This window comes from Micromonospora sp. NPDC005203 (assembly GCF_042872705.1).
Classification (GTDB): Bacteria; Actinomycetota; Actinomycetes; order Mycobacteriales; family Micromonosporaceae; genus Micromonospora.
In genome coordinates this window covers 195,329-217,369 of the sequence record NZ_JBIAKV010000002.1, presented here as the reverse complement: position 1 = coordinate 217,369, position 22,041 = coordinate 195,329, and the positions used below count along the sequence as shown (strand labels likewise).

Here is a 22,041-nt window from a genome sequence, read left to right as displayed (position 1 = left end):
GGGGCGGTCCGCTTCGGCGGGCCGCCCCTGTCGTCGTACCGGTGGTGGCTCTTCACCCCGCGGCGCCAGCGCGGATGTGGCTCTCTGGGGTGACTCGGCACGGCGGGCCGCGCTCCCAGCCTCGCCGCACTTCGTCTCCTGGACCCGGTAGATCTGACGGCGAGGCCCCCTCCCGCACCGGGCGGAAGGGGGCCTCGCCGACGTCGTTACAGCTCGACCGAGCGGCGGCGGGCGACCTCGGCGAGGGTGACCGCGGCAGCCACGCTGGCGTTCAGCGACTCGACCTCGGAGATCATCGGGATGCTGACGGTCAGGTCGCAGGTCTCCCCGACCAGGCGGGACAGCCCGCGCCCCTCGGAACCGACCACGACCACCAGCGGACCGACGGCGGCCTCCAGGTCGTACAGGTCGGTGTCACCGTCGGCGTCCAGGCCGACCACCATGAAGCCGGCGTCCCGGCACGCCTTCAGCGACCGGGTCAGGTTGGTCACCTGCGCCACGGGCACCCGCGCGGCCGCGCCGGCGCTGGTCCGCCAGGCGGTCGCGGTGATCCCGGCGGCACGACGCTCGGGTACGAAGACACCCTGTGCTCCGAACGCGGCAGCCGAGCGGATCACGGCGCCCAGGTTGCGCGGGTCGGTCACACCGTCCAGCGCGACAAGCAGCGGGGCCTGCTGCTCCAGGGCGGCGGCGACCATGTCCTCGAACGGCTGGTACGCGAATGGCGGCACCTGCAACCCGACGCCCTGGTGCAACACCCCGCCGGTCATCCGGTCCAGCTCGGCCCGGCTGATCTCCAGGTTGGCGATGCCCCGGTCGGCGGCAGTCCGGATGATCTCGTTGATCCGGTCGTCCATGTCGATGCCCTGCGCGGTGTAGAGCGCAGTCGCCGGCACCTGGGCGCGCAACGCCTCCAGCACCGGGTTGCGCCCGACCAGCAACTCCGGCGTGTCCTTGCTCGGGTTGGACTTGCGCCCCGGCGCGACCCGAGGGCCGCCTCGGCCGCCGGTGGCACCCCGGCCGCCGGTGGCACCTCTGCCGGTGGCGGCACCCCGGCCGCCCGGTACGCCCCGACCGCCGCCCCTACCCCAGGTGGTGTCCTTGCTGCCCGGCTGACCGATCTTCGGGGCGCGCCCCTCCTCAACCGCCGCGCGACGCTCCTTGTCCTGCTTCCAGGCGGTGCGCTGGGGCAGCTTCTCGGTGCCCGAGTAGCCCTTGTGCCACGGCCGCTCGTCGGCGGGCAGGGTGCGCCCCCGCCCGGCCAACGAGTCCTTGTTCTTGCCGCCGGTGCCCTTGGGGGCGCCTGCCTTCGACGTCAGTCGCCGGCCACGGCGCTGCGAGTTGCCGGCCATCAGTCCTGCTCTCCAATAGTCCAACGGGGGCCCTGGGGGGTGTCCTCGACCACCACACCGGCCAGCTTGAGCTGGTCCCGTACCGCGTCCGCGGCGGACCAGTCCTTGCGGCCCCGGGCCTGCGCGCGCTGCTCCAGGGCCAACGCGATCAGGGAGTCCACCACGGCACGTAGATCATCCGTGCGGCCACCGCCGGTCCAGGCCGGGCTGAGAGGGTCGACCCCGAGGATATCCAGCATCGCCCGTGCCGCGGCCAGGGTGGTGCGGACGGTCACATCGTCGCCGACGCTCAGCGCGGTGTTGCCGTCCCGAATGTGCTGTTGCAGCACGGCCAGCGCGGCGGACGTGTTGAGGTCGTCGTCCATCGCCGCGACGAAGCCGCCGGGCAGCTCGCCGGGCTGACCGGCGCCGACCCGCTCGGCCGCCCGCTGCACGAAACCCTCGATCCGGCGGTACGCGGTCGCGGCGTCGCGGAGCGAGTCCTCCGAGTAGTCGATCACTGAGCGGTAGTGCGCGGCGGCATAGTAGTAACGCAGCTCGACCGGCCGCACCCCGAGCGAGTCCACGTACGCCAGGTCGAGCGCGTTGCCGGCCGACTTGCCCATCTTGGCCCCGCCGATGCTCAGCAGACCGTGGTGCACCCAGTAGCGGGCGAACGGCAGACCGGCGGCCTTGGACTGGGCGATCTCGTTCTCGTGGTGCGGGAACGTCAGGTCCAGCCCGCCGCCGTGGATGTCGAACTCCGGGCCGAGATACCGCCAGCACATCGCCGAGCACTCGATGTGCCAACCCGGGCGGCCGAGCCCCCACGGCGACGGCCAGTAGGCGTCCGCCGGCTCGTCCGGTTTGGCGCCCTTCCAGAGCGCGAAGTCGCGCGGGTCCCGCTTGCCCCGGTCGGGGGCGTCCCCGGCCGACTGCATCGCGTCCGGAGACTGGCCCGACAGCGACCCGTACGCCGGCCACGACGCCACGTCGAAGTAGACGTCGCCGGAGCCGTCGGTGGCCGGGTACGCGTGCCCGTCGGCGATCAACTTGGTGATCAGCTCGTGCATCTCCGGGATGTGCCCGGTGGCGCGCGGCTCATAGGTGGGCGGCAGCACGTTCAACGCCCGGTACGACTCGGCGAGGAGCAGCTCGTTCGCGTACGCGATCGACCAGAACGGTCGCCCCTGCTCGCCCGCCTTGACCAGGAGCTTGTCGTCGATGTCGGTCAGGTTGCGGATGAAGGTGACCTCGTAGCCGGCGGCCCGCAGCCACCGTCGCAGCACGTCATAGTTGACACCGGAGCGAAGGTGACCGATGTGCGGCGGGGACTGGAGGGTGAGACCACACAGGTAGACCCCCACCTTGCCGGCTTCCCGGGGGACGAAGTCCCGCACCGATCGGGTGGCGGTGTCATACAGGCGTAGCGTCACCGTACAAGGGTAGCTGTCCGTGCCTGTCCGGACCTGCCGGTGCCGGGTCGTACGCTGCCAGGCGTGGACGCGACCGCACGCTCCGGCGAGACTCCAGCCCCCACCGACGCGGTGCCGGGGCAGGCCAGCCCGATCGGACAGGCCGGCCCGGTCGAACAAGCCAGCGCGGTCGGGCGTGCCGATGCCGTGGCGGGACGTCCCGGGGAGATGTCGCAGACCCTCGACCGAGGGTTACGGCTGCTGCACCTGGTTGCCGACGCCTCGGGCGGCCTGACCGTCACCGAGGCCGCCAACCGGCTCGGCATCGGCCGGGCCGCCGTCTACCGGCTGGTCGGTCCACTGACCGGGCACGGCATGCTGCGCCGCGACGGCGACGGCCGGCTGCGCCTCGGCGCCGGATTGCTGCACCTGGCCCGACGCGCCCAGCCGCTGCTCGCCGAGGGTGCCCTGCCCGCGCTACGCCGCCTCGCCGAGCAGGCCGGCGCAACCGCACATCTGACCGTCGTCGAGGGTGGCGAGGGCGTCGCCCTGGCCGTGGTCGAGCCAACCTGGACGTCGTTCCACGTCGCGTACCGCGCCGGGGCACGGCACCCGCTGGACCGAGGGGCGGCGGGCCGAGCCATCCTGGCCGGCCGAGCCGGAGAGGCGACGCCGGTGAGCAGCAGCGGGGAGTTGCAGGCCGGGGCGTACGGGGTGGCCGCACCGGTGCTCGGCGTGCCCGGGTTGGAGGCCAGCGTCGGCGTGGTCGCGCTCGCTGCACTGGACGTCGACACGATCGGCCCCCAGGTGCTGGCCGCCGCCAGAGCCATCACCACCGCCCTCAGCTGACCCCTGACCCCCCACCCCTCGCCCGCCACGGGCAGCGGCGGCTTGCAGCGGCGGCGGCTTGCAGCGGCGGCGGCTTGCAGCGGCGGCGGCTTGCAGCGGCGGCGGCTTGCAGCGGCGGCGGCGGCGGCGGCGGCTTGCAGCGGCGGCGGCGGCGGCGGCTTGCAGCGGCGGCGGCGGCGGCGGCTTGATCAACTCGGGTTCAAGGATGGCGCGGTATCCCAAGGTCTGCGATGGCCCACCTTTCAGAAACGCGAGTCGATCATTGCCCACCTCCGGCCCGGATCCTGCCCGCGACAGGCGCCGCCCGGCGCACCTCGCCACCGCCAGCGCCGCCACGTCCCACGGCCCGGATCACCCCCGCACAATGTGGCCTGGACGAAAGACGTCCGCCAACGGGGTGGGATCTGACCACGCGGCCGCGCCATACCACGATCGGCGGGCGGGCTCGTGGTTGTCCACAGGGCGCGAGGGCGGGCGTGGGTCAGGTTGTCCACAGGGGTTTCGGCGGCCGACCGGTGGTCGGCAGGCTGCTCGTATGCCACCACGTCCGCATCGCCCCGACGCCCTGACCTGGCAGGTCTTCCGCGGCTCCGACGCTGTCCGGGATGGCCTGCTCACCGAGCATCAGCTACGCAGCTCCGCCTGGGTGCGGCTGCGCCACGACGTGTACGCCGACGCGCGACTGGACCGGGACCACGCCCTGGCCTGTCGCGCAGCCCTCCTCCGGCTGCCGTCCGGGGTGATGATCGCCGGCCCGTCGGCCGCCTACCTGCACGGTGTCGAACACGCCGCCGCCTTCACCGACGACGTTCACGTCCTCGTGCCCCGACCTCTGCGGATCGGTCCCCAACGCGGCCTCCGCGTGCACGTCAACGCCAGCACCTTACTGTCAACCGTCGAGCCACCGGGGCGGGCCGGGAGCGTGCCGAACCCGTGTCGTGCAACGAACGACAATCGAAGACCGGAGCACGCACGTCGATTGACGCACCCCGGGCGAGCAGCGGTCGCCGGACGCCCGCCAGGCCCGAGCCGAACACCCGACGCAGGACGTCCACCAGGCCCGAGCCGAACACCCGACGCAGGACGTCCACCAGGCCCGAGCCGAACACCCGACGCGGGCTCTCTCCGGGGAGTCGGGCGTCAGACCGCCGTCGGAATGCCACCCGGCCGCACACGGCAACTGCCCGGGCCAGCCGCATCGTCGGTCGAAACGGGCAGCGTGGCACCGGCCAGACCCGACGACGATCAACGAGTCGACACGCCCGGGCCACCCTGGGAGCCGGGCGGCAGGATTCCCCGTTCCGACCCGGGACGGTCCGCCTGGGAGACCGCCGTCTGGCTCGACCCGGTCCGTGCCGTCGCCATCGTCGACTCGCTGCTCGGCCAAGGGCTGACCGATCGCGACACGCTTGGCGCTCTGGCGGCCGGAAACGCGGACCGGCCCGGTGGGCGACGAGCACGGTGGCTCTTCGACCTGGCCGACGGCTCAGCCCAGTCCCCACCGGAGTCGCACCTACGCGTACGGCTGGTGCTCGGTGGGCTGCCACGCCCCGTCGTTCAACTTCCGGTGCACCTAGCCAATGGCGTTGTCCTGCATCCCGATCTGGCGTGGCCCGAGTTTCGGGTTGCTGTCGAGTACGACGGGCAGTGGCACTCTGACGCAGATCAGCTGCACCGCGACCGCCGTCGACTGAACCTGCTGGTCGGCGCGGGTTGGCTGGTCCTGCACGTGACCAGTCGACGGCTGCACGGCGAGTTCCCGACGGTGCTCGGCGAGGTGCGCGCCGCGCTGGCCTCCCGCGGGTGGCGACGGTGACCCTCCACCGGATCACGATCACTTGGATTCCTGGAAACCGCGCCGTCCACCGGGCGTCGACACCCCACCCTCAGGAAACCCGAGTGGATCAAGCCCGCCGGCCCGCACGGCCAGCCCGCACGGCCGCCCCGCATCGCAAGCCCGCAGCGTTCGACGGTCGGTCAGGCCCGCAGACCTGCCGACTCATCGGCACGTCCGGCTGGGAGGCTGGCCAGCGCGGCTGGCAGGTCGGCCACAGTGGACACCTCGGCGTCGGGCGTGTGACCGTGCGGACGAGGCAGCCCGTGTCGGTTCAACCACACCGACCGCAAGCCCGCCCGCCGGGGTGCCACCACGTCGTGCTCCCACGAGTCCCCGACGTACACGATCTGCCCGGCTGGCACCCCGGCTGCGGCGACCACCGCTGTGTAGAACTCCGGGGCCGGCTTCTTGGGCAGGCCGTTCTGGTGGGCGTACACCTCGAAGGCGAACTCTCCGGTGAGCCCGCAGCGCTCGGCGCGGCTGTTGCCGTTGGTGGCGTAGCCCAGGGTGTACCGGGAGCGCAGCGTGGCCAGCGCCGCTGGCACGTCCGGGAAGGGTCTGGTGAGGGCGAACCGGCGGGCGAAGAAGAGGTCGGCGATGTCGTCCAGTTCGTCGTTCAGGCCGGCGCGGGCCAGCGACCGGGCCAGTGCGGCGCGGCGGATCTCCGTGACCGGGGCAGCCGACAGGTCACCGAAGACCGCGTCCCAGTCCGATTCGAGTTCGGCGAGGGTCACCTCGGTCGCCCCAGGGGTACGCCGTCGCATCTCGTCGAGGACGGCCACCAGCCCGCCGGTCACCGCGGGGCGCAGGTCGAGCAGAGTCTCGTCGGCGTCGAACACCACTGTGGTCAGCACGCTGCCCACTGTCTCACCGACCGTCGAGCGCCAGCGCCGGCTCGGTTGGGTCGGACGCGGACGTTGCTGGAGTCCTGCGCAGCTCGTCGAGTCGGACCAGCGCGACTCCGGCGACGATCATCGCGCCGCCGAAGAGTTGCCAGCCGGTGGGCAACTCGTCCAGGAACAGCCAGGCGATCAGCACCGCGAAGAGCACCTCGGTCAGCCCGACGAACGACGACAGCCGGGGGCCGAGGATCCGGTTGCCGGCGATGCCGGCCAGGTACGCGATGACGGCGGCCACCAGCGAGAGCCCGGCGATGGGCAACAACCAACTGGTGGGCTGCCCGGCGAAGGTGACCTCGCCGAAGGTGGCGCGCAGCGGCAGCAGACCGGTCAGCCCGATGAGGAGCAGCACGACGGCACCGACGGCCATTCCGCCGCTGGCCATGGCGACCGAGGGCAGCCGGGGGTCGACCCGTCCGGCGAGCACGAAGTACCCGGCCAGGCCGAATGCCGCGCCCAGTCCCCAGAGCACCCCTACCGGGTGGAAATCGGCGGTGCCAGCGAGGTCGAGCACGAACGCCAGTCCGATCAGGGCGGCTACCGACCCGGCCACGGTGAGCTGGCGAGGTCGTTGCGCGTGCCGCAGCCACATCCACCCCACGACGAGGATGATTCCCAGGTATTCGAGCAACAGCGCGACACCGACCGGCAGGTAGCGCACGGCGTTGAAGTAGCAGACCTGGGCCAGCGCCACCCCGAGGAGCCCGAACAGCCCGATGGACGTGGCGTTGCTCCGCAGGACGGCCCACCTCCCCCGCATCGCGAGCAGCGCGGGGATCGCCAGCACCAGGGCGGCGATGCCGACCCGGGCGATCACTGCCGACTCGGCCGACCAGCCGGCCTCGATGAGTGATCGCGCGAAGGTGCCCGAGGTGGCGAAGGTGACTGCGGAGAGCAGCGCCAACGCGGCACCGGCGGCGGGTCGTGAGTGCATGTCGCGCTCCTCGGGTCGGCACCGTGTCATGAGCAAACTATCCTTGTACTAATGACGCTAGGCGGAAGCTCTGACAGGAGTCAAGATGCTCTTTGCTCATGACACCGAGTGTTCCCTGATCGCTGCCGCGGCGCTTGTGAACACGGCAGGTCGGTCCGGCGAACTGCTGCCCGACGTTGCCGCGCTGGACGCGTTCTTCGTCCGCCACTCGTACAGCGGGCGGCACGAGCACACCGATGCCGAGCTACGCGCCGTCCAGCGGTTGCGGCCCGGACTGCGCCGCATCTGGGACGCCGAGCCGCCCGAGATCGTCGCCATCGTCAACGGCCTGCTGTTGGAGCACCGGGCGCTGCCGCAGCTCATCGAGCACGACGACGAGCCGTACCATCTGCACGCCGTGCCCCGCGACGCGCCACTGGCCACCCGGATCGCGGTGGAGGCGGCGATGGCGATCGCCGACCTGGTCCGGATGGGCGAGCTGAGCCGACTGCGAGTCTGCGAGTACCCGGACTGCGACAACGTCGTCGTCGACCTGTCCCGCAACCGGTCGCGGCGGTTCTGTGAGGCCGGCTGCGGCAACCGCGCCGCGGTTACCGCCTACCGCGCCCGTCGGGCCACCGGTCGCTCCTAAGCAGTGGCCGCCCACTCCTCGACGCGCAACTCGTACTCCACCTCGCCCTGCTCGGTCCCCGGAATCGGGTCGTCCCACTGGAGGTGGAAGGTCCGCACATAGCGCAGACCCGCCTTGGCCAGCACGCGCCGGGAGCGTTCGTTGACGGCCATCGTCTCAGCCCAGACCCGCCGCACCCCGACGGTGTCGAAGGCGTACCGGACCAACGCCCGCGACCCCTCGGTAGCCAGCCCCCGGCCCCACGTCGAGCGCCGCAGCCGGTAGCCCAACTCGGCCTCGGTGCCGTCCGCCGAGGGGTCGAGCGCGAACCAACCCAGGAAGTCGCCGTTCTCCCGGTCGAGCGCCGCCCAGCGACCCAGGCCGGGATGCCGCTCGTACTGGCCGAGTAGCCTCGGCAACTGCTCGTCGCGGACCGTGGCCAGCGGCGTGGCGACACCACCGCTGAGGAACCGCATCACCTCGGGATCACTGTCCAACTCGACCAATGCGTCCACGTCGGTCCTGGTCAGCCGCCGAAACCGCAGCCGCAAGGTCCGAGGCAGGTCACTCATAACGGGATCATCCCGCCGCCCCACACCACAGTCGAGCCGTTTACCCGCTCCGCCCACACCAGGATCCGCGCAACATCGGTGAAGTTGCTGCCTCAGGCCACGACGAGACAGCAACATCGGTGAAGTTGCGTGGAAGAACCCCGCGACCGTCGTCGCGCGCACGGCTGTCGCGTCAGCGCCGGGTCCCGGTCACGACGAGCCGCCAGGAGTACGCGTCGACAACCAACACGGGCCCGTCCAAGTCTTTCCTGTCGCGCACCCCGACCACGCCCCCGAGATTCGTCGCCACCTCGACGCAAAAGTTGTCCTGGTTGCTGCAACACCGTTGCGTTAGGCGGAATGACTGTTCGTCAACCGATCCCGCATCGCGATCTTGCACTTTCTGCCCCGACATTATGGTGCATTACCGCCTAAATCGGCGACAGGAAGTGCAAGATCGGCGCGGGTCTCCTGCTCGACGCGTCTTGATCTACAAGCCCCGATAGTCAGCAGCGGAGTGACCCGTCGGCCACAGCCCTAACGCAACGGCGTTGACATCCGGGATCGAGCGCGATCTTCGCCCGGCCCGGCCTCGGACGCGCAGCCCGGCCCTGGACGCGCAGCCCGGCCCTGGACGCGCAGCCCGGCCCGGGATGCGCAGCCCGGGACGCGCGCGACACCCACTGAGCCAACCCAAGCGACACCCACTGAGCCGGACCGGCCGGAGGTCAGGGGTGGGTCATCCGGAGCAGGTCGAGCGTCTCGTCGAGTTGGGTCTCGGTGAGCTTGCCGGAGTCGACGTGGCCGCGGGAGATCACCACCTCGCGGATGGAGGTCTGCTTGGCCAGCGCCTCCTTGGCGATCGAGGCGGCCTCGTCGTACCCCAGGTAGCGGTTGAGCGGGGTGACGATCGACGGTGAGCCTTCGGCGTACGCCAGGCAGACCTCGGCGTCCGCGACCAGGCCGACCACCAGCCGGTCGGCGAACAGCCGGCTCACCGCGGAGAGCAGCCGGATCGACTCCAGCAGGTTGCGGCCCATCACGGGGAGCATCACGTTCAGCTCGAAGTCGCCCTGGGAGCCGGCGAAGCCGACCGTCGCGTCGTTGCCGATCACCTGTGCGCACACCTGCCGCATCGCCTCGGCGACCACCGGGTTGACCTTGCCGGGCATGATCGACGAGCCGGGCTGGAGGTCGGGGATACGCAGTTCGCGGAGGCCGGCACGCGGACCGGAACCCATCCACCGGATGTCGTTGGCGATCTTGTAAAGACCGACCGCCACGGTCCGCAGTTGCCCCGACGTCTCGACCAGTGCGTCCCGGGCGCCCTGCGCCTCGAAGTGGTTGCGCGCCTCGGACAGGGGCAGCCCCGTCGACTCACGTAGCTTGCCGATCACGGCAGCGGCGAAGCCGAGCGGGGTGTTGATCCCGGTGCCGACTGCGGTGCCACCCAGTGGCAGCTCGGCCAGTCGGGGCAACGCGCCCTCCAGCCGGTCCATGCCATAGCGAACCTGGGCGGCGTACCCACCGAACTCCTGGCCCAGGGTGACCGGGGTGGCGTCCATCAGGTGGGTGCGCCCGGCCTTGACCACGGTCTCGAACTCCGCGGCCCTGGCCTCAAGTGCCGAGGCCAGGTGGCCCAGCGACGGCAGCAGATCCTCCACGATGAACTGCGTGGCGGCCAGGTGGATCGAGGACGGGAAGACGTCGTTGCTCGACTGGGAGGCGTTGACGTGGTCGTTCGGGTGCACCGGTGAGCCCAGCTCACGGCCCGCGAGCGTGGCGATCACCTCGTTGGCGTTCATGTTCGACGAGGTGCCCGAACCGGTCTGGAAAACGTCCACCGGGAACTGGTCGTCGTAACCGCCGTCGGCCACGTGCGCGGCGGCGGCCGCGATGGCGGCGGCCACGTTAGCCTCGATCACGCCCAACTCGCCGTTGACCTCGGCCGCCGCGCCCTTGATCTGGGCGAGGGCCTTGATCTGGGCCGGCTCGATGCCGCGGCCGGAGATCGGGAAGTTCTGCACCGCACGCTGGGTCTGTGCCCGCCACAGCGCCTCGGCGGGCACCTCCACCTCGCCCATCGAGTCACGTTCGATCCGGTAACCGGTCGCCTCTGGAGTCGTCACACGTACCATCCTGCCGCGCCCGTCGCCGACTCGCAGATGATCCGTCAGCCCAACTCGGCGAGCAGGCGTGCCACCTCGTGCTGGTCGGGCGACTCGATCTGGCGGAACAGGAACAGCGCCCGGGTCAGGTGTGCGCGGGCCGCCGCCGGGTCGGTCGGCAGCAGGCAGCGGGCAATGCCTTCCAACGCCCGGCCCTGCTCGTTTCGGGCTCCCAGCCCGCTGGCATCGGCGAGCACCCGGCGATGCAGGTCGAGTGCGCTCGTCACGTCCCCCTGGTCCAGGATGGCTCGGGCCAACAGGTTGCGCGAGCCGCACTGGGCGACGCGGTCCCCCACCTCGGTCATCGCGACAAGTGCCGCACGGTGCAGGTCGGCGGCCTTTTCCGGGCGCCCAGCCTCCCGTTCGATCATTCCGATCTCGTTCAACACCTCACCCTCACCGAACCGGTTTCTCATCTGTCGCTTGGCGCGCAGAGCCGCCCGCAGCAACCGGCTGGCCGGTCCCACGTCACCCATCCGATGCCGGATCATCCCGAGATGCCCCAGGGCGTTGCCGATCCGGCGCGGGTCGCCGACCTCGCGGGCGATGCTCAGGTGCCGGCGGGCGATGCGCAGCGCCTCGTCGTGCCGTCCCCACAGCAGCAGGGTCATCGACAGGTTGTTGAGTTCGTTCGTCAGCGCCTCTTTGTCACGCATCCGCGTCGCCACCGCGCGGGCCTCGTCGAAGCACTCCCGGGCGCGGCGGAACTCGAAGTTGGCGGCGTACGAGCTGCCCAGGTTGCCGAGCGAGTTGCGGAACCCGCTGCGCAGGCCCAGCCCACGGAAGATTTCGAGCGACCTCTCCATGACCCGGATCGACTCGGGAAAATCACCCAGCCGGTAGTGGGCCGAGGCCAGATAGTTGAGCACCGTCGCCACTGCCCGGTCGTCGCCCAACGCCTCGGCGGCACGTAGGCCGATGGTGTGCGTCTCGATCAGCTCATCCAGCCGACCGCCCTCGAACTGGGCGTACCAGCAGGCCCTCGCCAACTGCCAGCAGTAGCGGAGGAACGCCTCGGTCTCCGCCAGCCGGACCAGCGCGGTCCACACGGCCAGGTTCTCGTCGAGCCAGGCCTGGCCCTGCTCGGCGACGAGCGCGACCAGGTCCGGGCGGAGCGGTTCCGCCACCACGATCAGCGAGTGGAGCGAGGAGAGCTCCGCCTTGCGGGCGATCACCGTCGCGACGTGCAGGTGGTGGTCGAGCAGACGTTCGACACCGTGCCGCCGCTCGACTTCCCGGCCCGGCTCGGACACCAGGGTCCGCGCGTACTCCCGGACCAGGTCGTGCAACCGGTACCGACCCGGCTCGGCCTCCTCGACCAGGTTCGCGTCGACCAACTCGTCGAGCAGGTCCTGGGCGTCGGGCAGGGGCAGCTCGGCGAGGACGGCGGCGACCGAGTTGTCGAACCGTACCCCCGGGTGCAGGCCGAGCAGCCGGAACGCACGCTGCGCCGCCGGTGACACCTGGGCGTACGACAGGGCGAAGGCCCGACCGACGGACCGCTCGCCCGCCTCGAACTCGGCCAACGGATCGGGTCGGCTCGTCAGCCGCTCGGCCAGGTCGGCGATGCGCCAACGCGGCCGGTGCGCCAGTCGGGCACCGGCCAGCCGGATGGCGAGTGGCAGGTGGCCGCAACGGCGGACGACCTCGGAGGCCGCCTCCGGCTCGGCCGCCACCCGGTCGACGCCGACCACGTGGCCGAGCAGTTCGATCGCCTCGTCCGGGTCGAGTACGGGCAGTGACGACGGTCGCCCCTCGTCCACCCCGACCAACCGGCGCCGGCTGGTGATCAGGACCAGGCAACGCGAGCCGTTGGGCAGCAGGGGCGTCACCTGGTCAGCGGTGGCCGCGTTGTCCAGCACCAGCAGGGCCCGCCGACCGGCCAACTCGGTGCGCCAGAGCGCCAACCGGTCGTCCTGGTTCGTCGGCACCCGCTCGGCGGGCAGGCCGAGCTGCCGCAGCAGCGTGGCCACCGCCGCGGCCGGTGTCAGCGGGGTGCGCTCGCTGTGCCCGTGCAGATCGATGTAGAGCTGGGCGTCCGGGTAGTCGTCGGCCAGTGCGGTGGCGACGTGCACCGCGAGGGTGGTCTTACCGCTGCCGGCCATTCCGTCGATGAGTTGGATTCGCGCGCCGGCCTCCACGTCCTTGCGGAGGCGGGCCAGCGTCTGCTGCCGACCGGTGAAGTCGCCGATCGCCCGGGGCAGCGAGCGGACCGGCTGGATCGGCGACGGCGCCCGACCGGCCAGGACAAGATCGCCGGCGAGTACGCGCTGATGCAGCTTCTGGAGCTCGGCGCCCGGCTCGATGCCCAGTTCGTCGGCGTAGAACCGCCGACCCTCCCGGTAGACCGCGAGCGCGTCGGCCTGTCGACCGACCGAGGAGAGGGCGAGCATCAGTTGGCCGCGCAGCCGCTCTCGCAGCGGATGCTGGTCGATGCTCTCGGTGAGTTCGTCGATCAACTCGGCGCCTCGGCCGAGACTCAGCTCGACGTCGACGCACTCCTCCACCGCGGTCAGGCGCTGCTCGTCGAGGGCCTGCGCGCGGCGGCGGATGCTCCGGCTCGGGATACCGCCGAGCGCCGGCCCTCGCCAGAGCGACAGGGCAATGCGGTATTCCGTCCGCGCGTCGTCCAGCCGTCCGGCCTCCGCGCTCGCCCGGGCCGTCTCCACACCCCGGGCGAAGATCTCGACGTCCAGGTCGTCCGGCCCGGTGCGGACGCCGTACCCCGCCGGATCGGTGACGATGGCCTCCGGTGCCAGCCCAAGCTCGGCGAACCGGCGTCGCAACCGGGACACACAGGTCTGCAACTGGGCCCGGGCGGTGGCCGGAGGGCGTTCCTCCCACACCGCGTCGACAAGCTCTTCGACAGGCACGAGCCGGCCGGCCCGCAACAGCAGCATGGCGAGCACGATCCGGTCTCGACCAGCGGTGACAGTGCTCTCGCCACCGCCGACCCGCAGGGGCCCCAGGATCCCGAACCGCATCTGCTCCCCCGCCTCAATGGCCCGACTTTCAGCAGAGTAGTCCGGCGGTGACGGATCGGCGTAGTCAGGCGATAGCGATGTGAGAGCGGATCGGCAGCGGTCCATCGGACACTCACTCCCGAGTTGTCGGTGACGGCATCCGACGGGGGCGGTGCGCACGCCCCGCCGCCCCCCGGCGGAACGTGCGCACCGATGTCGGTACAGCACAGGCGACAGAAGGGGCGTCGAGCGGATTCGCTCGACGCCCCTTGCCGTGCCGGTGGGGTCAGCGGCGGCCGACGGTGAGCACCGGTTTGGTGACCTCGGCGAAGAAGTCGTTGCCCTTGTCGTCGACCACGATGAAGGCGGGGAAGTCCTCCACCTCGATCTTCCAGACCGCCTCCATGCCCAGCTCCGCGTATTCGAGGACCTGGACGTGCTTGATGCAGTCCTGGGCGAGGCGGGCCGCGGGACCGCCGATCGAGCCGAGGTAGAAGCCGCCGTGCTGCTGGCAGGAACGGGTCACCTGGCCGGACCGGTTGCCCTTGGCGAGCATCACCTGGGAGCCGCCCGCGGCCTGGAACTTCTCTACGTAGGCGTCCATCCGGCCGGCGGTGGTCGGGCCGAAGGAGCCGGAAGCGTAGCCCTCGGGGGTCTTCGCCGGCCCGGCGTAGTAGACGGCGTGGTCGCGAAGGTACTGCGGCATCGGCTCACCGGCGTCCAGCCGCTCGGCGATCTTCGCGTGCGCGATGTCCCGGGCCACCACGAGCGGGCCGGACAGCGACAGCCGGGTCTTCACCGGGTACTTGGACAGCTCGGCGCGGATCTCGTCCATCGGCCGGTTCAGGTCGACCCGGACGACCAGCTCGGCGTCGAGCGCGTCGTCGGTGACGTCGGGCAGGAACCGCGCCGGGTCGGTCTCGAGTCGCTCCAGCCACACACCCGACGGGGTGATCTTGGCAACCGCCTGGCGGTCCGCCGAGCAGGAGACGGCGATCGCCACCGGGCAGGACGCGCCGTGCCGGGGCAGCCGGACCACCCGCACGTCGTGGCAGAAGTACCGGCCGCCGAACTGCGCGCCGATGCCGAAGTTGCGGGTCAGCTCCAGCACCTCCGCCTCCAGCTCCAGGTCGCGGAAGCCGTGCGCGCTCATCGAACCGGAGGTGGGCAGCGCGTCGAGATACTTCGCGCTGGCGTACTTCGCGGTCTTCAGGGCGTACTCGGCGGAGGTGCCGCCGATGACGATGGCCAGGTGGTACGGCGGGCAGGCGGCGGTGCCGATCAGCCGCAGCTTCTCCTCCAGGAACTGCATCATCCGCGTCGGGTTGAGCAGCGCCTTGGTCTCCTGGTAGAGGTACGACTTGTTGGCCGAACCGCCACCCTTGGCCATGAACAGGAACTTGTACGCGTCGGGGTGCCCGTCCGGGTCCTCGGCGTACAACTCGACCTGGGCCGGCAGGTTGCTGCCGGTGTTCCGTTCGTCCCACATGGTCAGCGGGGCGAGCTGGGAGTACCGCAGGTTGAGCTTCGTGTAGGCCTGGTAGACGCCCCGGGAGATGGCCTCGGCGTCGGCGCCGTCGGTGAGCACGTGCCGGCCGCGCTTGCCCATCACGATCGCGGTGCCGGTGTCCTGGCACATCGGCAGCACCCCGCCGGCGGCGATGTTGGCGTTGCGCAGCAGGTCCAGCGCGACAAACCGATCGTTCGGCGAGGCGGCCGGGTCGTCGATGATCGCCCGGAGCTGGGCCAGGTGCGCGGGGCGCAGGTAGTGCGCGATGTCGTGCATCGCCTCGGCGGTCAGCGCGGTGAGCGCGGCCGGCTCCACGGTGAGGAACCGGCGGCCTCCCGGGCCGTGTACGACGTCGACGCCCTCGTCGGTGACCAGGCGATAGTCCGTCTGGTCGGGGCCGGTCGGCAGCAGGGGGGCGTACGAGAATGCGGCGGCACTGCTCATGAGCGGCAAGCCTAGGGCAGACCGGTCGATCACTCCCACCCGCCGGGCGGGTCCTGGGACGCCGCTCTCATCCCGCGGTCCCGCCGCCCGCTCAGCGATCGGACGACCAGGCCCTCAGCCGTCCTTGCCGCCGTCCGGTTCGGGGCAGAGTTCCCCCTTCGGCCCGCAGTCGCCGTTGTTCGGCGCACCGGGGCCGGTGCCGCCCGGACCGGAGGTCCCGCCGTCGCCGGGCGGGCGGGCCGGTGAGCCCCCGCCGACGCCGAAGCGGACGTAGCCGATCTCGCGCCCCTCACCAATGATCATGCCCTGCGACCCGACCGCGAGGGCGTTCGCGGAGGTGCGCAGCACTGCCAACTCCCGGCCGTTGCGCGGGTCGACCGCGGCCAACCGGGACGGCTTCTCGTCCGCGACCACCGCCGCGTACGGGGTCAGCGCGGCACCGGCCTTGCCGCTGGCGGGCCGCGTCCACAGCACCCGGTCGGTGCCGAGCTGACGGGCGACCACGGAACGTTTGTCGGCGGCGCGGAACACCGCGTAGCGGTCGTCGACAGCGATCAGCTTGGTGCCCGCTTCGCCGACCCAGAGCAGTCGACCGTCATACCCGTCGACGACCGCCTCGCGGCTGTCCGGGCCGACACCGATCAGCACGTTCCGCGCACCCTGCGGGTCTTCGCGCTGCACGCAGCCGGCGCTGTCGGCGGTCCGCAGGTTGACCCCGGCCCGCTGCCAGGCCTCCTGCCCGGTCGCCGGGTCCCGGGCGGAGATGGCGAAGTAACAGGTGCCGTCCTGGGATCGGGCGGCGATCCGCAGCATCCGGCCGCCCACCACGGACAGCCGCTCGTCCCGCGCGGGTTCGACGTTCTGCAACACGCGACCGGTCGCGGTGTCGACGACGTGCACCCGGCCGTCCACCGGGAAGCCGAGCAGCGGTGGCGCTGGCTCCGCCCCGGCCACCCCGTCGTCGATCCGGGTGGCTTCGAGCCGGCGGGTGCCGCGCAGACCCGGGTTGTCGGCGAGCAGGCCGCTGTGCACCCCGGGCAGGAACGCTGTCCAGAGTGGCGCGGTGCCGCGCGGGTCCCAGGCACTCAGGGTGCAGTCGGTGGCTTCCGTGCAGCGGGCGTCGAGGAGCAGGTTGCGGTACGTCCAGACGGCCACCGCGTCGTCGTCGCGGCGCCGGGTCACCCCGGTCGCCGGGTCGAGCAGCTCGTACCCCTTGACCAGGAGCTTGCCCACGGCGACGACCGCGTCCCGGTCGCCGCCCGCGACCGCCGACCAGTCCGCCTTGCGCTCCCAGAGCTGCGCGCCGGTGGCGAGGCTGCGGGCCTCCACCCGGGTGCGCTGCTCGATCACGACGGCGTCGCCGGCGATGGTCACGCTGCGCGGTGTGCCGCCGATCCGTTGCTGCCAGACCACGTCCGGCTCGGAGATGGGTTCGCTGCGGTCCACCCAGTCCCACAGGCCGGGGAAGGGATTCCACACGCCGGTCGCGGCGAGCGCGACGACCACGGCGAGGCCGAGCAGCAGCCCGCCGCGCACGCTCCCCTTCGCCACCCGCACACCGTAGCCACGATCACGGATCTTCCGTACGCCCGCGCCGCCGTGTCGCCGCGCTTTCTGCGCGCGAAGGTGTTACGAGGACGCCCGCACGGCGCTGCGCACCAGCGGCAGCGTACGAAAGGGGATCTGCTCGGCCAGCGCGATGATCGTCGAGGCCCGGGTGATGCCGACGGACGAGACGATCTGGTCGATGACCCGTTGCAGGTCGGTGTTGGAGCGGGCCACGATCCGGCAGAGCAGGTCGCTGGAGCCGGTGATGGTGTGCGCCTCCAGCACCTCGGGGATGGCGGCGAGGTGGGCGGTGACCGGGTCGTGGCCGTGCCGCTGGCTGATCTCCAGGGTGACGAAGCTGGTCACCCCGAACCCGATCGCGGCCGGTGCGATCTCCGGGCCGAAGCCCACGATGACCCGCCGCTCGACGAGCTTGTCCAGCCGGGCCTGCACGGTGCCCCGGGCCACCCCGAGCCGGCGGGAGCACTCCAGCACCCCGATCCGCGGCTCCTCGGCGAGCAGTTCGATCAAGCGCACGTCGAGTACGTCGAGCTGTACATTCTGCTCACCATTCATGGACCCAGACCATACCGAATGCGCAACCTGACCAGCATTTACCCGAACAGTTGCCCAGCCGATGCCCGCACCGCGATCCTTCGGTCAACAACCGGCCCACGAGGCCGGCCGGTACGCGAGGGAGGCCATCATGACCCAGGCGATCGACCGACCCCAGTCGACCGAGGACGTCGACATCGACCGGCTCGTCGGCGCTGTCGACCACGACATCAGCCACGACCCGTTCCCGGTCCGGGGCCTCGACCACGTGCACTTCCTGGTCGGCAACGCCAAGCAGGCCGCGCACTACTACTCCACCGCGTTCGGCATGACCTGTGTGGCGTACCGAGGCCCCGAGCAGGGTTACCGGGACCACGCCCAGTACGTGCTGACCAGCGGCTCGGCCCGGTTCGTGCTGACCGGCGCGGTGCGCCCGGACGCCGACGGCGCCGAGCACGTGGCGAAGCACAGCGACGGGATCAGCGACATCGCGCTGGAGGTCCCGGACGTGGACGCCGCGTACGCGCACGCCATCGCGCAGGGCGCCGCCACCGTCGTGGAGCCGCACGAGGTGACCGACGAGCACGGCACGGTCCGGATGGCCGCCATCGCCGCGTACGGCGACACCCGGCACACGCTCGTCGACAGGTCCCGCTACACCGGCCCGTTCCTGCCCGGCTTCGCCGCTCGCGGACCGATCGTGGACCGGCAGCCGATGATCGCCGCCGGCATCCAGCCGAAGCGCTTCTTCCAGGCCGTCGACCACGTGGTGGGCAACGTGGAGCTGGGCCGGATGGACGAGTGGGTCGAGTTCTACAAGCGGGTGATGGGCTTCTCCAACATGGCGGAGTTCGTCGGCGACGACATCGCCACCGACTACTCGGCGCTGATGAGCAAGGTCGTCGCGAACGGCACCCGCAAGGTGAAGTTCCCGCTCAACGAGCCGGCGATCGCCCGTAAGAAGTCCCAGATCGACGAGTACCTCGAGTTCTACCAGGGCCCCGGGGCGCAGCACATCGCCGTCGCCACCAACGACATCCTGGCCAGCGTCGACGCGATGCGGGCCGCCGGGGTGGAGTTCCTGGACACGCCGGACTCGTACTACGAGGACCCGGAGCTGCGCGCCCGCATCGGCAAGGTGCGGGTGCCGATCGAGGAGCTGAAGGCCCGCAAGATCCTGGTCGACCGGGACGAGGACGGCTACCTGCTCCAGATCTTCACCAAGCCGGTGCAGGACCGCCCCACGGTCTTCTTCGAGCTGATCGAGCGGCACGGCTCGCTCGGTTTCGGCAAGGGCAACTTCAAGGCGCTGTTCCAGGCGATCGAGCGGGAGCAGGAAGCCCGCGGCAACCTGTAACACTTGCGGGCGTGACGCAGCCTCCGTCGTACCCGACGCCGCCGGTCGGTGGGCCTCAGCCCGCCGCCGGCGGCGTAGCGCCGCCCGGACCACACCCCCACGGGTACGCGGCGCCGCCGCAGTACGCCCCACCCGGGTACGCACCGCCACCGTGGCACGCCGGACCACCCGGCCCGCTGCCGCCGCCGCTGAGCCCGGGCGGCCAGCCGCTCGCGAGTTTCGCCGACCGGCTGCTGGCCTGGTTGATCGACACGGCGCTGGCCAGCGCCGTGTCGCTGGTGCTGTTCCTGCCGTTCTTCTTCATCCTCTGGTGGCGGATGTTCACCGAGATGACCCGGACCCACACGGACGGCTCCCTGGTGGAACCCGATCTGCCCACCCTCTTCGTCGAGTTCTTCCTGCCGATCCTGCTGCTGCAACTCGGGCTCCTCGTCGTGACGCTCGGGTTCTACTGGCTCTACCATGTGGAGTACCTCAAGCGCGGTGGTCAGACGGTCGGCAAGAAGGTGCTGAATCTGCGCGTGGTGCCGATCGACCCGAGCCGCACGCTGGACCGGCGAATGGCCGGCCGGCGCTGGCTCGTGCAGTACCTGGGAGGTTCGTTGGTCCCGGGGGGTGCCTACGTCGACGGGTTGTGGCAGCTCTGGGACAAGCCGTGGCAGCAGTGCCTCCACGACAAGTTCGCCGACACGGTCGTCGTTAAGGTGTCCTCGTGAGCGAGCGCAACGACCGAAACAGCAGGCAGCGAAGCGGAGCGGTGGCGTGAGCGAGCGCAGTGAGCGAACCAGCAGGCTCAGGAGCGTGGCGCCTCGCGCCGCCGTGCAGCGAAGCGGAGCGGTGGCGTGAGCGTTCAACCCGGCTGGTACGTGGACCCGGCCGACACCGACACCAGGCGTTACTGGGACGGCGAGGGGTGGCTCGGCGCGCCCATCCCCGTCGACGCCATTCCGCCGGACGGCCCTCCGCCGGTCGAGCCGCCGCCCGCACCTGTCACCCCGGTCGCGCCCGCGGGGTCGGGCACCCCGGACCCGGCGACCGTCGCCCCCAGCGGGCCGCCGCATCCGGGTCCACCACCGGGGTACGGCCCACCACCGGGGTACGGCCCGCAGTCGGGCCACGGCCCAGTCTCGGGACCGGCTGCCGGCCCTCCCGGTTGGGGTCCGCAGGGCGGTCCGCCGGGCTGGGTGCCTCCGGGTGGCCAACCTGGCTGGGCGCCACCGCCCGGGCACCCCGGTTGGTCGATGCGACCGCCCGAGCCGCGACCGCACGGCTTCGTGCTGGCCGGCTACGGCCGCCGGTTCGTAGCTCGGCTGATCGACTTCGGCCTCGTCTTCGCGCTGAACATCGTGGCCAACGGCTGGTTCGTCTGGCGTTGGGCGCAGGAGTGGACCCCGTACTGGCGGGAGATCTTCCGGCGGGCCGAGCGGGGCGAGACCTCCGCCGAGGGCCTGCCGTTGCCCGGCGAGCAGGCCAACTCGCTCCTGCTGGTGATCCTGCTGATCGCCGCGGCGCTCTGGCTGGCGTACGAGGTGCCGGCCATGGCCGCCAACGGGCAGACCGTCGGCAAGCGGCTGATGCGGATCCGGGCGGTGCCGATCGCCACCGACCAGCCGCTGGGCATGGTTCGGTCGCTGAGCCGGTGGAGTCTGCTGGGTCTGCCGACGCTGTTCTGGTACTGCGCCGGGATCGGGCTGGTGCTGCAACTCGTCGACGCCCTCTCCCCGCTCTTCGACCACCCGCTGCGCCAGGCGCTGCACGACAAGCGCGCGCAGACAGTCGTCGTCGAAGTTCCGCACGGCTTCGCTTCCACCCCCTCGAACGACCGCAACCAGCCCCCGGGAGACACCCCATGACCGACTCCGGACGTCACCAGCCGGCGCTGCGGCTGACCCGCGCCGACCTGGACGCGCTACCCAACTACGTGCCGGGTCGCAGTCCCGCCGACCTGGCCCGTGAGTTGGGCCTGCCGGAGGCCATCAAGCTCGCCAGCAACGAGGTGCCGTACGGGCCGCTGCCGGGCGTGGTGGAGGCGGTCACCGAGGCGATCACCACCTCGCACCGCTACCCGGACATGGGCGTGGTCGCGCTGCGGGACGCGCTGGCCGAGCGGTACGGGGTGCACGCCGACCGGATCGCCACCGGCTGCGGGTCCGTGGCGCTCGCCGAGCACCTGGTGCGAGCCACCTGCCTGCCCGGCGACGAGGTGCTCTACTCGTGGCGGTCCTTTGAGGCGTACCCGATCATCGTGGCGACCAGCGGCGCGACGAGCGTGCGGGTGCCCAACGACGCCGGGCACGGGCACGACCTGGCGGCGATGGCCGCGGCGGTGACCGAACGGACCCGGGTGATCTTCGTCTGCAACCCGAACAACCCCACCGGTACGGCAGTGCGCCGGGCCGAGTTGGACCGATTCCTCGACGCGGTGCCGGACGACGTGTTGGTGGTGATCGACGAGGCGTACCGGGAGTTCGTCACCGACGCGGAGGTGCCGGACGGTCTCGACTACCTGGACCGGCCGAACGTGGCGGTGTTGCGCACCCTGTCCAAGGCGTGGGGTCTGGCCGGGCTGCGGATGGGTTGGCTGGTTGCCCAGCCGGTGGTGGCCGCGGCCATCCGCAAGGTGGCGACCCCGTTCTCCAGCAGCACGGCGGCCCAGGCCGGTGCGCTCGCCGCGCTGAGCCAGGCGGCGGAGATGGAGCGTCGCTGCGCCCTGGTCGTCGGCGAGCGGGACCGGGTCACCGAGGCGCTGCGCAAGTTCGTGCCCGAGGTGCCGACGAGCCAGGCCAACTTCGTCTGGCTGCCGCTGGGCGAGCGGGCCGTGGCGTTCGGCAAGGCGTGCGAGGCGCGCGGGGTGATCGTGCGACCGTTCGCCGGGGACGGGGTCCGGGTCACCATCGGCACCCCCGCGGAGAACGACGCGTTCCTGGCCGCGTCGGAGTCCGCACTGGCCTGACCCAGAACGGGCCATAAGCGCCGTTTGTCCATTTTTGACCCACTAGCTCCCCTATCTTGCGAAGTAGCCGGCTGTATCGCGGAATCACGCCGGCTCACTTCGAGAACGGGGTAACAA

At 71.4% G+C, this 22,041-nt stretch carries 18 protein-coding genes; 7 read left to right on the top strand and 11 right to left on the bottom strand.

Annotated elements, in window-relative coordinates:
* Positions 1-206: 206 nt before the first annotated feature.
* Positions 207-1,352: a 23S rRNA (guanosine(2251)-2'-O)-methyltransferase RlmB gene (rlmB, locus tag ACFYPM_RS06195; protein WP_387191805.1), complete on the bottom strand. Its 1,146-nt coding sequence runs from the start codon at positions 1,350-1,352 to the stop codon at positions 207-209.
* Positions 1,352-2,767: a cysteine--tRNA ligase gene (gene cysS / locus ACFYPM_RS06190; RefSeq protein WP_387191804.1), complete on the bottom strand. Its 1,416-nt coding sequence runs from the start codon at positions 2,765-2,767 to the stop codon at positions 1,352-1,354. Before cysS ends, rlmB begins: the two co-directional genes overlap by 1 nt.
* Positions 2,768-2,830: 63 nt before the next feature.
* Between cysS and ACFYPM_RS06185 the strand changes: the two genes are divergently transcribed.
* On the top strand, positions 2,831-3,595 hold the full coding sequence (locus ACFYPM_RS06185; RefSeq protein WP_387191802.1) for an IclR family transcriptional regulator: 765 nt from the start codon (positions 2,831-2,833) through the stop codon (positions 3,593-3,595).
* Between the two features lie 1,219 nt (positions 3,596-4,814).
* On the top strand, positions 4,815-5,411 hold the full coding sequence (locus tag ACFYPM_RS06180; RefSeq protein WP_387191800.1) for an endonuclease domain-containing protein: 597 nt from the start codon (positions 4,815-4,817) through the stop codon (positions 5,409-5,411).
* A gap of 161 nt (positions 5,412-5,572) precedes the next feature.
* On the opposite strand, the gene ACFYPM_RS06175 is transcribed toward ACFYPM_RS06180, so the two are convergent.
* Complete coding sequence (locus ACFYPM_RS06175) at positions 5,573-6,286, bottom strand: HAD family hydrolase (protein WP_387191798.1); 714 nt, start codon at positions 6,284-6,286, stop codon at positions 5,573-5,575.
* A gap of 13 nt (positions 6,287-6,299) precedes the next feature.
* Positions 6,300-7,265 (bottom strand): DMT family transporter, encoded by a 966-nt coding sequence (locus ACFYPM_RS06170; RefSeq protein WP_387191796.1) that lies wholly within the window; start codon positions 7,263-7,265, stop codon positions 6,300-6,302.
* Positions 7,266-7,350: 85 nt separating this feature from the next.
* Here ACFYPM_RS06170 and ACFYPM_RS06165 point away from each other — a divergent pair, with 85 nt between their 5' ends.
* Positions 7,351-7,896, top strand: coding sequence for a CGNR zinc finger domain-containing protein (locus ACFYPM_RS06165; protein WP_357252704.1), 546 nt, complete (start codon positions 7,351-7,353; stop codon positions 7,894-7,896).
* Here the strand turns inward: ACFYPM_RS06165 and ACFYPM_RS06160 are convergent.
* The 7 genes from ACFYPM_RS06160 to ACFYPM_RS06130 all read right to left on the bottom strand — a co-directional run bounded on the left by ACFYPM_RS06160 (position 7,893) and on the right by ACFYPM_RS06130 (position 17,635).
* The gene (locus ACFYPM_RS06160) at positions 7,893-8,447 is read right to left on the bottom strand and encodes a GNAT family N-acetyltransferase (protein WP_387191794.1); all 555 of its coding nucleotides are present in this window, start codon (positions 8,445-8,447) and stop codon (positions 7,893-7,895) included. The two genes, ACFYPM_RS06165 and ACFYPM_RS06160, sit on opposite strands and share 4 nt — an antisense overlap.
* Positions 8,448-8,619: 172 nt before the next feature.
* A complete protein-coding gene (locus ACFYPM_RS06155) occupies positions 8,620-8,841 on the bottom strand; it encodes a DUF397 domain-containing protein (RefSeq protein WP_387191792.1) in 222 nt (73 codons plus the stop codon).
* A gap of 313 nt (positions 8,842-9,154) precedes the next feature.
* Positions 9,155-10,564: a class II fumarate hydratase gene (locus tag ACFYPM_RS06150; RefSeq protein WP_387191790.1), complete on the bottom strand. Its 1,410-nt coding sequence runs from the start codon at positions 10,562-10,564 to the stop codon at positions 9,155-9,157.
* 35 nt (positions 10,565-10,599) lie between these two features.
* Positions 10,600-13,578: a BTAD domain-containing putative transcriptional regulator gene (locus ACFYPM_RS06145; protein ID WP_387191788.1), complete on the bottom strand. Its 2,979-nt coding sequence runs from the start codon at positions 13,576-13,578 to the stop codon at positions 10,600-10,602.
* Positions 13,579-13,843: 265 nt separating this feature from the next.
* Entirely contained in the window at positions 13,844-15,511 is a 1,668-nt protein-coding gene (locus tag ACFYPM_RS06140) for a fumarate hydratase (protein ID WP_387191785.1), read from the bottom strand.
* A 114-nt stretch (positions 15,512-15,625) separates the two neighbouring features.
* Complete coding sequence (locus tag ACFYPM_RS06135; protein WP_387191783.1) at positions 15,626-17,068, bottom strand: PQQ-binding-like beta-propeller repeat protein; 1,443 nt, start codon at positions 17,066-17,068, stop codon at positions 15,626-15,628.
* 72 nt (positions 17,069-17,140) lie between these two features.
* Positions 17,141-17,635 (bottom strand): Lrp/AsnC family transcriptional regulator, encoded by a 495-nt coding sequence (locus ACFYPM_RS06130; RefSeq protein WP_387191781.1) that lies wholly within the window; start codon positions 17,633-17,635, stop codon positions 17,141-17,143.
* A gap of 130 nt (positions 17,636-17,765) precedes the next feature.
* Between ACFYPM_RS06130 and hppD the strand changes: the two genes are divergently transcribed.
* From hppD to hisC, 4 genes are all read left to right on the top strand, one after another.
* Positions 17,766-18,971 (top strand): 4-hydroxyphenylpyruvate dioxygenase, encoded by a 1,206-nt coding sequence (hppD, locus tag ACFYPM_RS06125; RefSeq protein WP_387191779.1) that lies wholly within the window; start codon positions 17,766-17,768, stop codon positions 18,969-18,971.
* 11 nt (positions 18,972-18,982) lie between these two features.
* The gene (locus ACFYPM_RS06120; protein WP_387191777.1) at positions 18,983-19,687 is read left to right on the top strand and encodes an RDD family protein; all 705 of its coding nucleotides are present in this window, start codon (positions 18,983-18,985) and stop codon (positions 19,685-19,687) included.
* A 126-nt stretch (positions 19,688-19,813) separates the two neighbouring features.
* The gene (locus ACFYPM_RS06115) at positions 19,814-20,824 is read left to right on the top strand and encodes an RDD family protein (RefSeq protein ID WP_387191775.1); all 1,011 of its coding nucleotides are present in this window, start codon (positions 19,814-19,816) and stop codon (positions 20,822-20,824) included.
* Positions 20,821-21,924 (top strand): histidinol-phosphate transaminase, encoded by a 1,104-nt coding sequence (gene hisC, locus ACFYPM_RS06110; RefSeq protein ID WP_387191773.1) that lies wholly within the window; start codon positions 20,821-20,823, stop codon positions 21,922-21,924. Before ACFYPM_RS06115 ends, hisC begins: the two co-directional genes overlap by 4 nt.
* Positions 21,925-22,041 lie beyond the last annotated feature (117 nt).

What these genes read in the sequence shown, in the direction of transcription:
- rlmB (WP_387191805.1), bottom strand. Translation starts at nt 1,352, where the DNA reads ATGGCCGGCAACTCGCAGCGCCGTGGCCGGCGACTGACGTCGAAGGCA.
- ACFYPM_RS06170 (WP_387191796.1), bottom strand. Translation starts at nt 7,265, where the DNA reads ATGCACTCACGACCCGCCGCCGGTGCCGCGTTGGCGCTGCTCTCCGCA.
- ACFYPM_RS06165 (WP_357252704.1), top strand. Translation starts at nt 7,351, where the DNA reads ATGCTCTTTGCTCATGACACCGAGTGTTCCCTGATCGCTGCCGCGGCG.
- ACFYPM_RS06160 (WP_387191794.1), bottom strand. Translation starts at nt 8,447, where the DNA reads ATGAGTGACCTGCCTCGGACCTTGCGGCTGCGGTTTCGGCGGCTGACC.
- ACFYPM_RS06155 (WP_387191792.1), bottom strand. Translation starts at nt 8,841, where the DNA reads ATGTCGGGGCAGAAAGTGCAAGATCGCGATGCGGGATCGGTTGACGAA.
- ACFYPM_RS06150 (WP_387191790.1), bottom strand. Translation starts at nt 10,564, where the DNA reads ATGGTACGTGTGACGACTCCAGAGGCGACCGGTTACCGGATCGAACGT.
- ACFYPM_RS06145 (WP_387191788.1), bottom strand. Translation starts at nt 13,578, where the DNA reads ATGCGGTTCGGGATCCTGGGGCCCCTGCGGGTCGGCGGTGGCGAGAGC.
- ACFYPM_RS06140 (WP_387191785.1), bottom strand. Translation starts at nt 15,511, where the DNA reads ATGAGCAGTGCCGCCGCATTCTCGTACGCCCCCCTGCTGCCGACCGGC.
- ACFYPM_RS06130 (WP_387191781.1), bottom strand. Translation starts at nt 17,635, where the DNA reads ATGAATGGTGAGCAGAATGTACAGCTCGACGTACTCGACGTGCGCTTG.
- hppD (WP_387191779.1), top strand. Translation starts at nt 17,766, where the DNA reads ATGACCCAGGCGATCGACCGACCCCAGTCGACCGAGGACGTCGACATC.
- hisC (WP_387191773.1), top strand. Translation starts at nt 20,821, where the DNA reads ATGACCGACTCCGGACGTCACCAGCCGGCGCTGCGGCTGACCCGCGCC.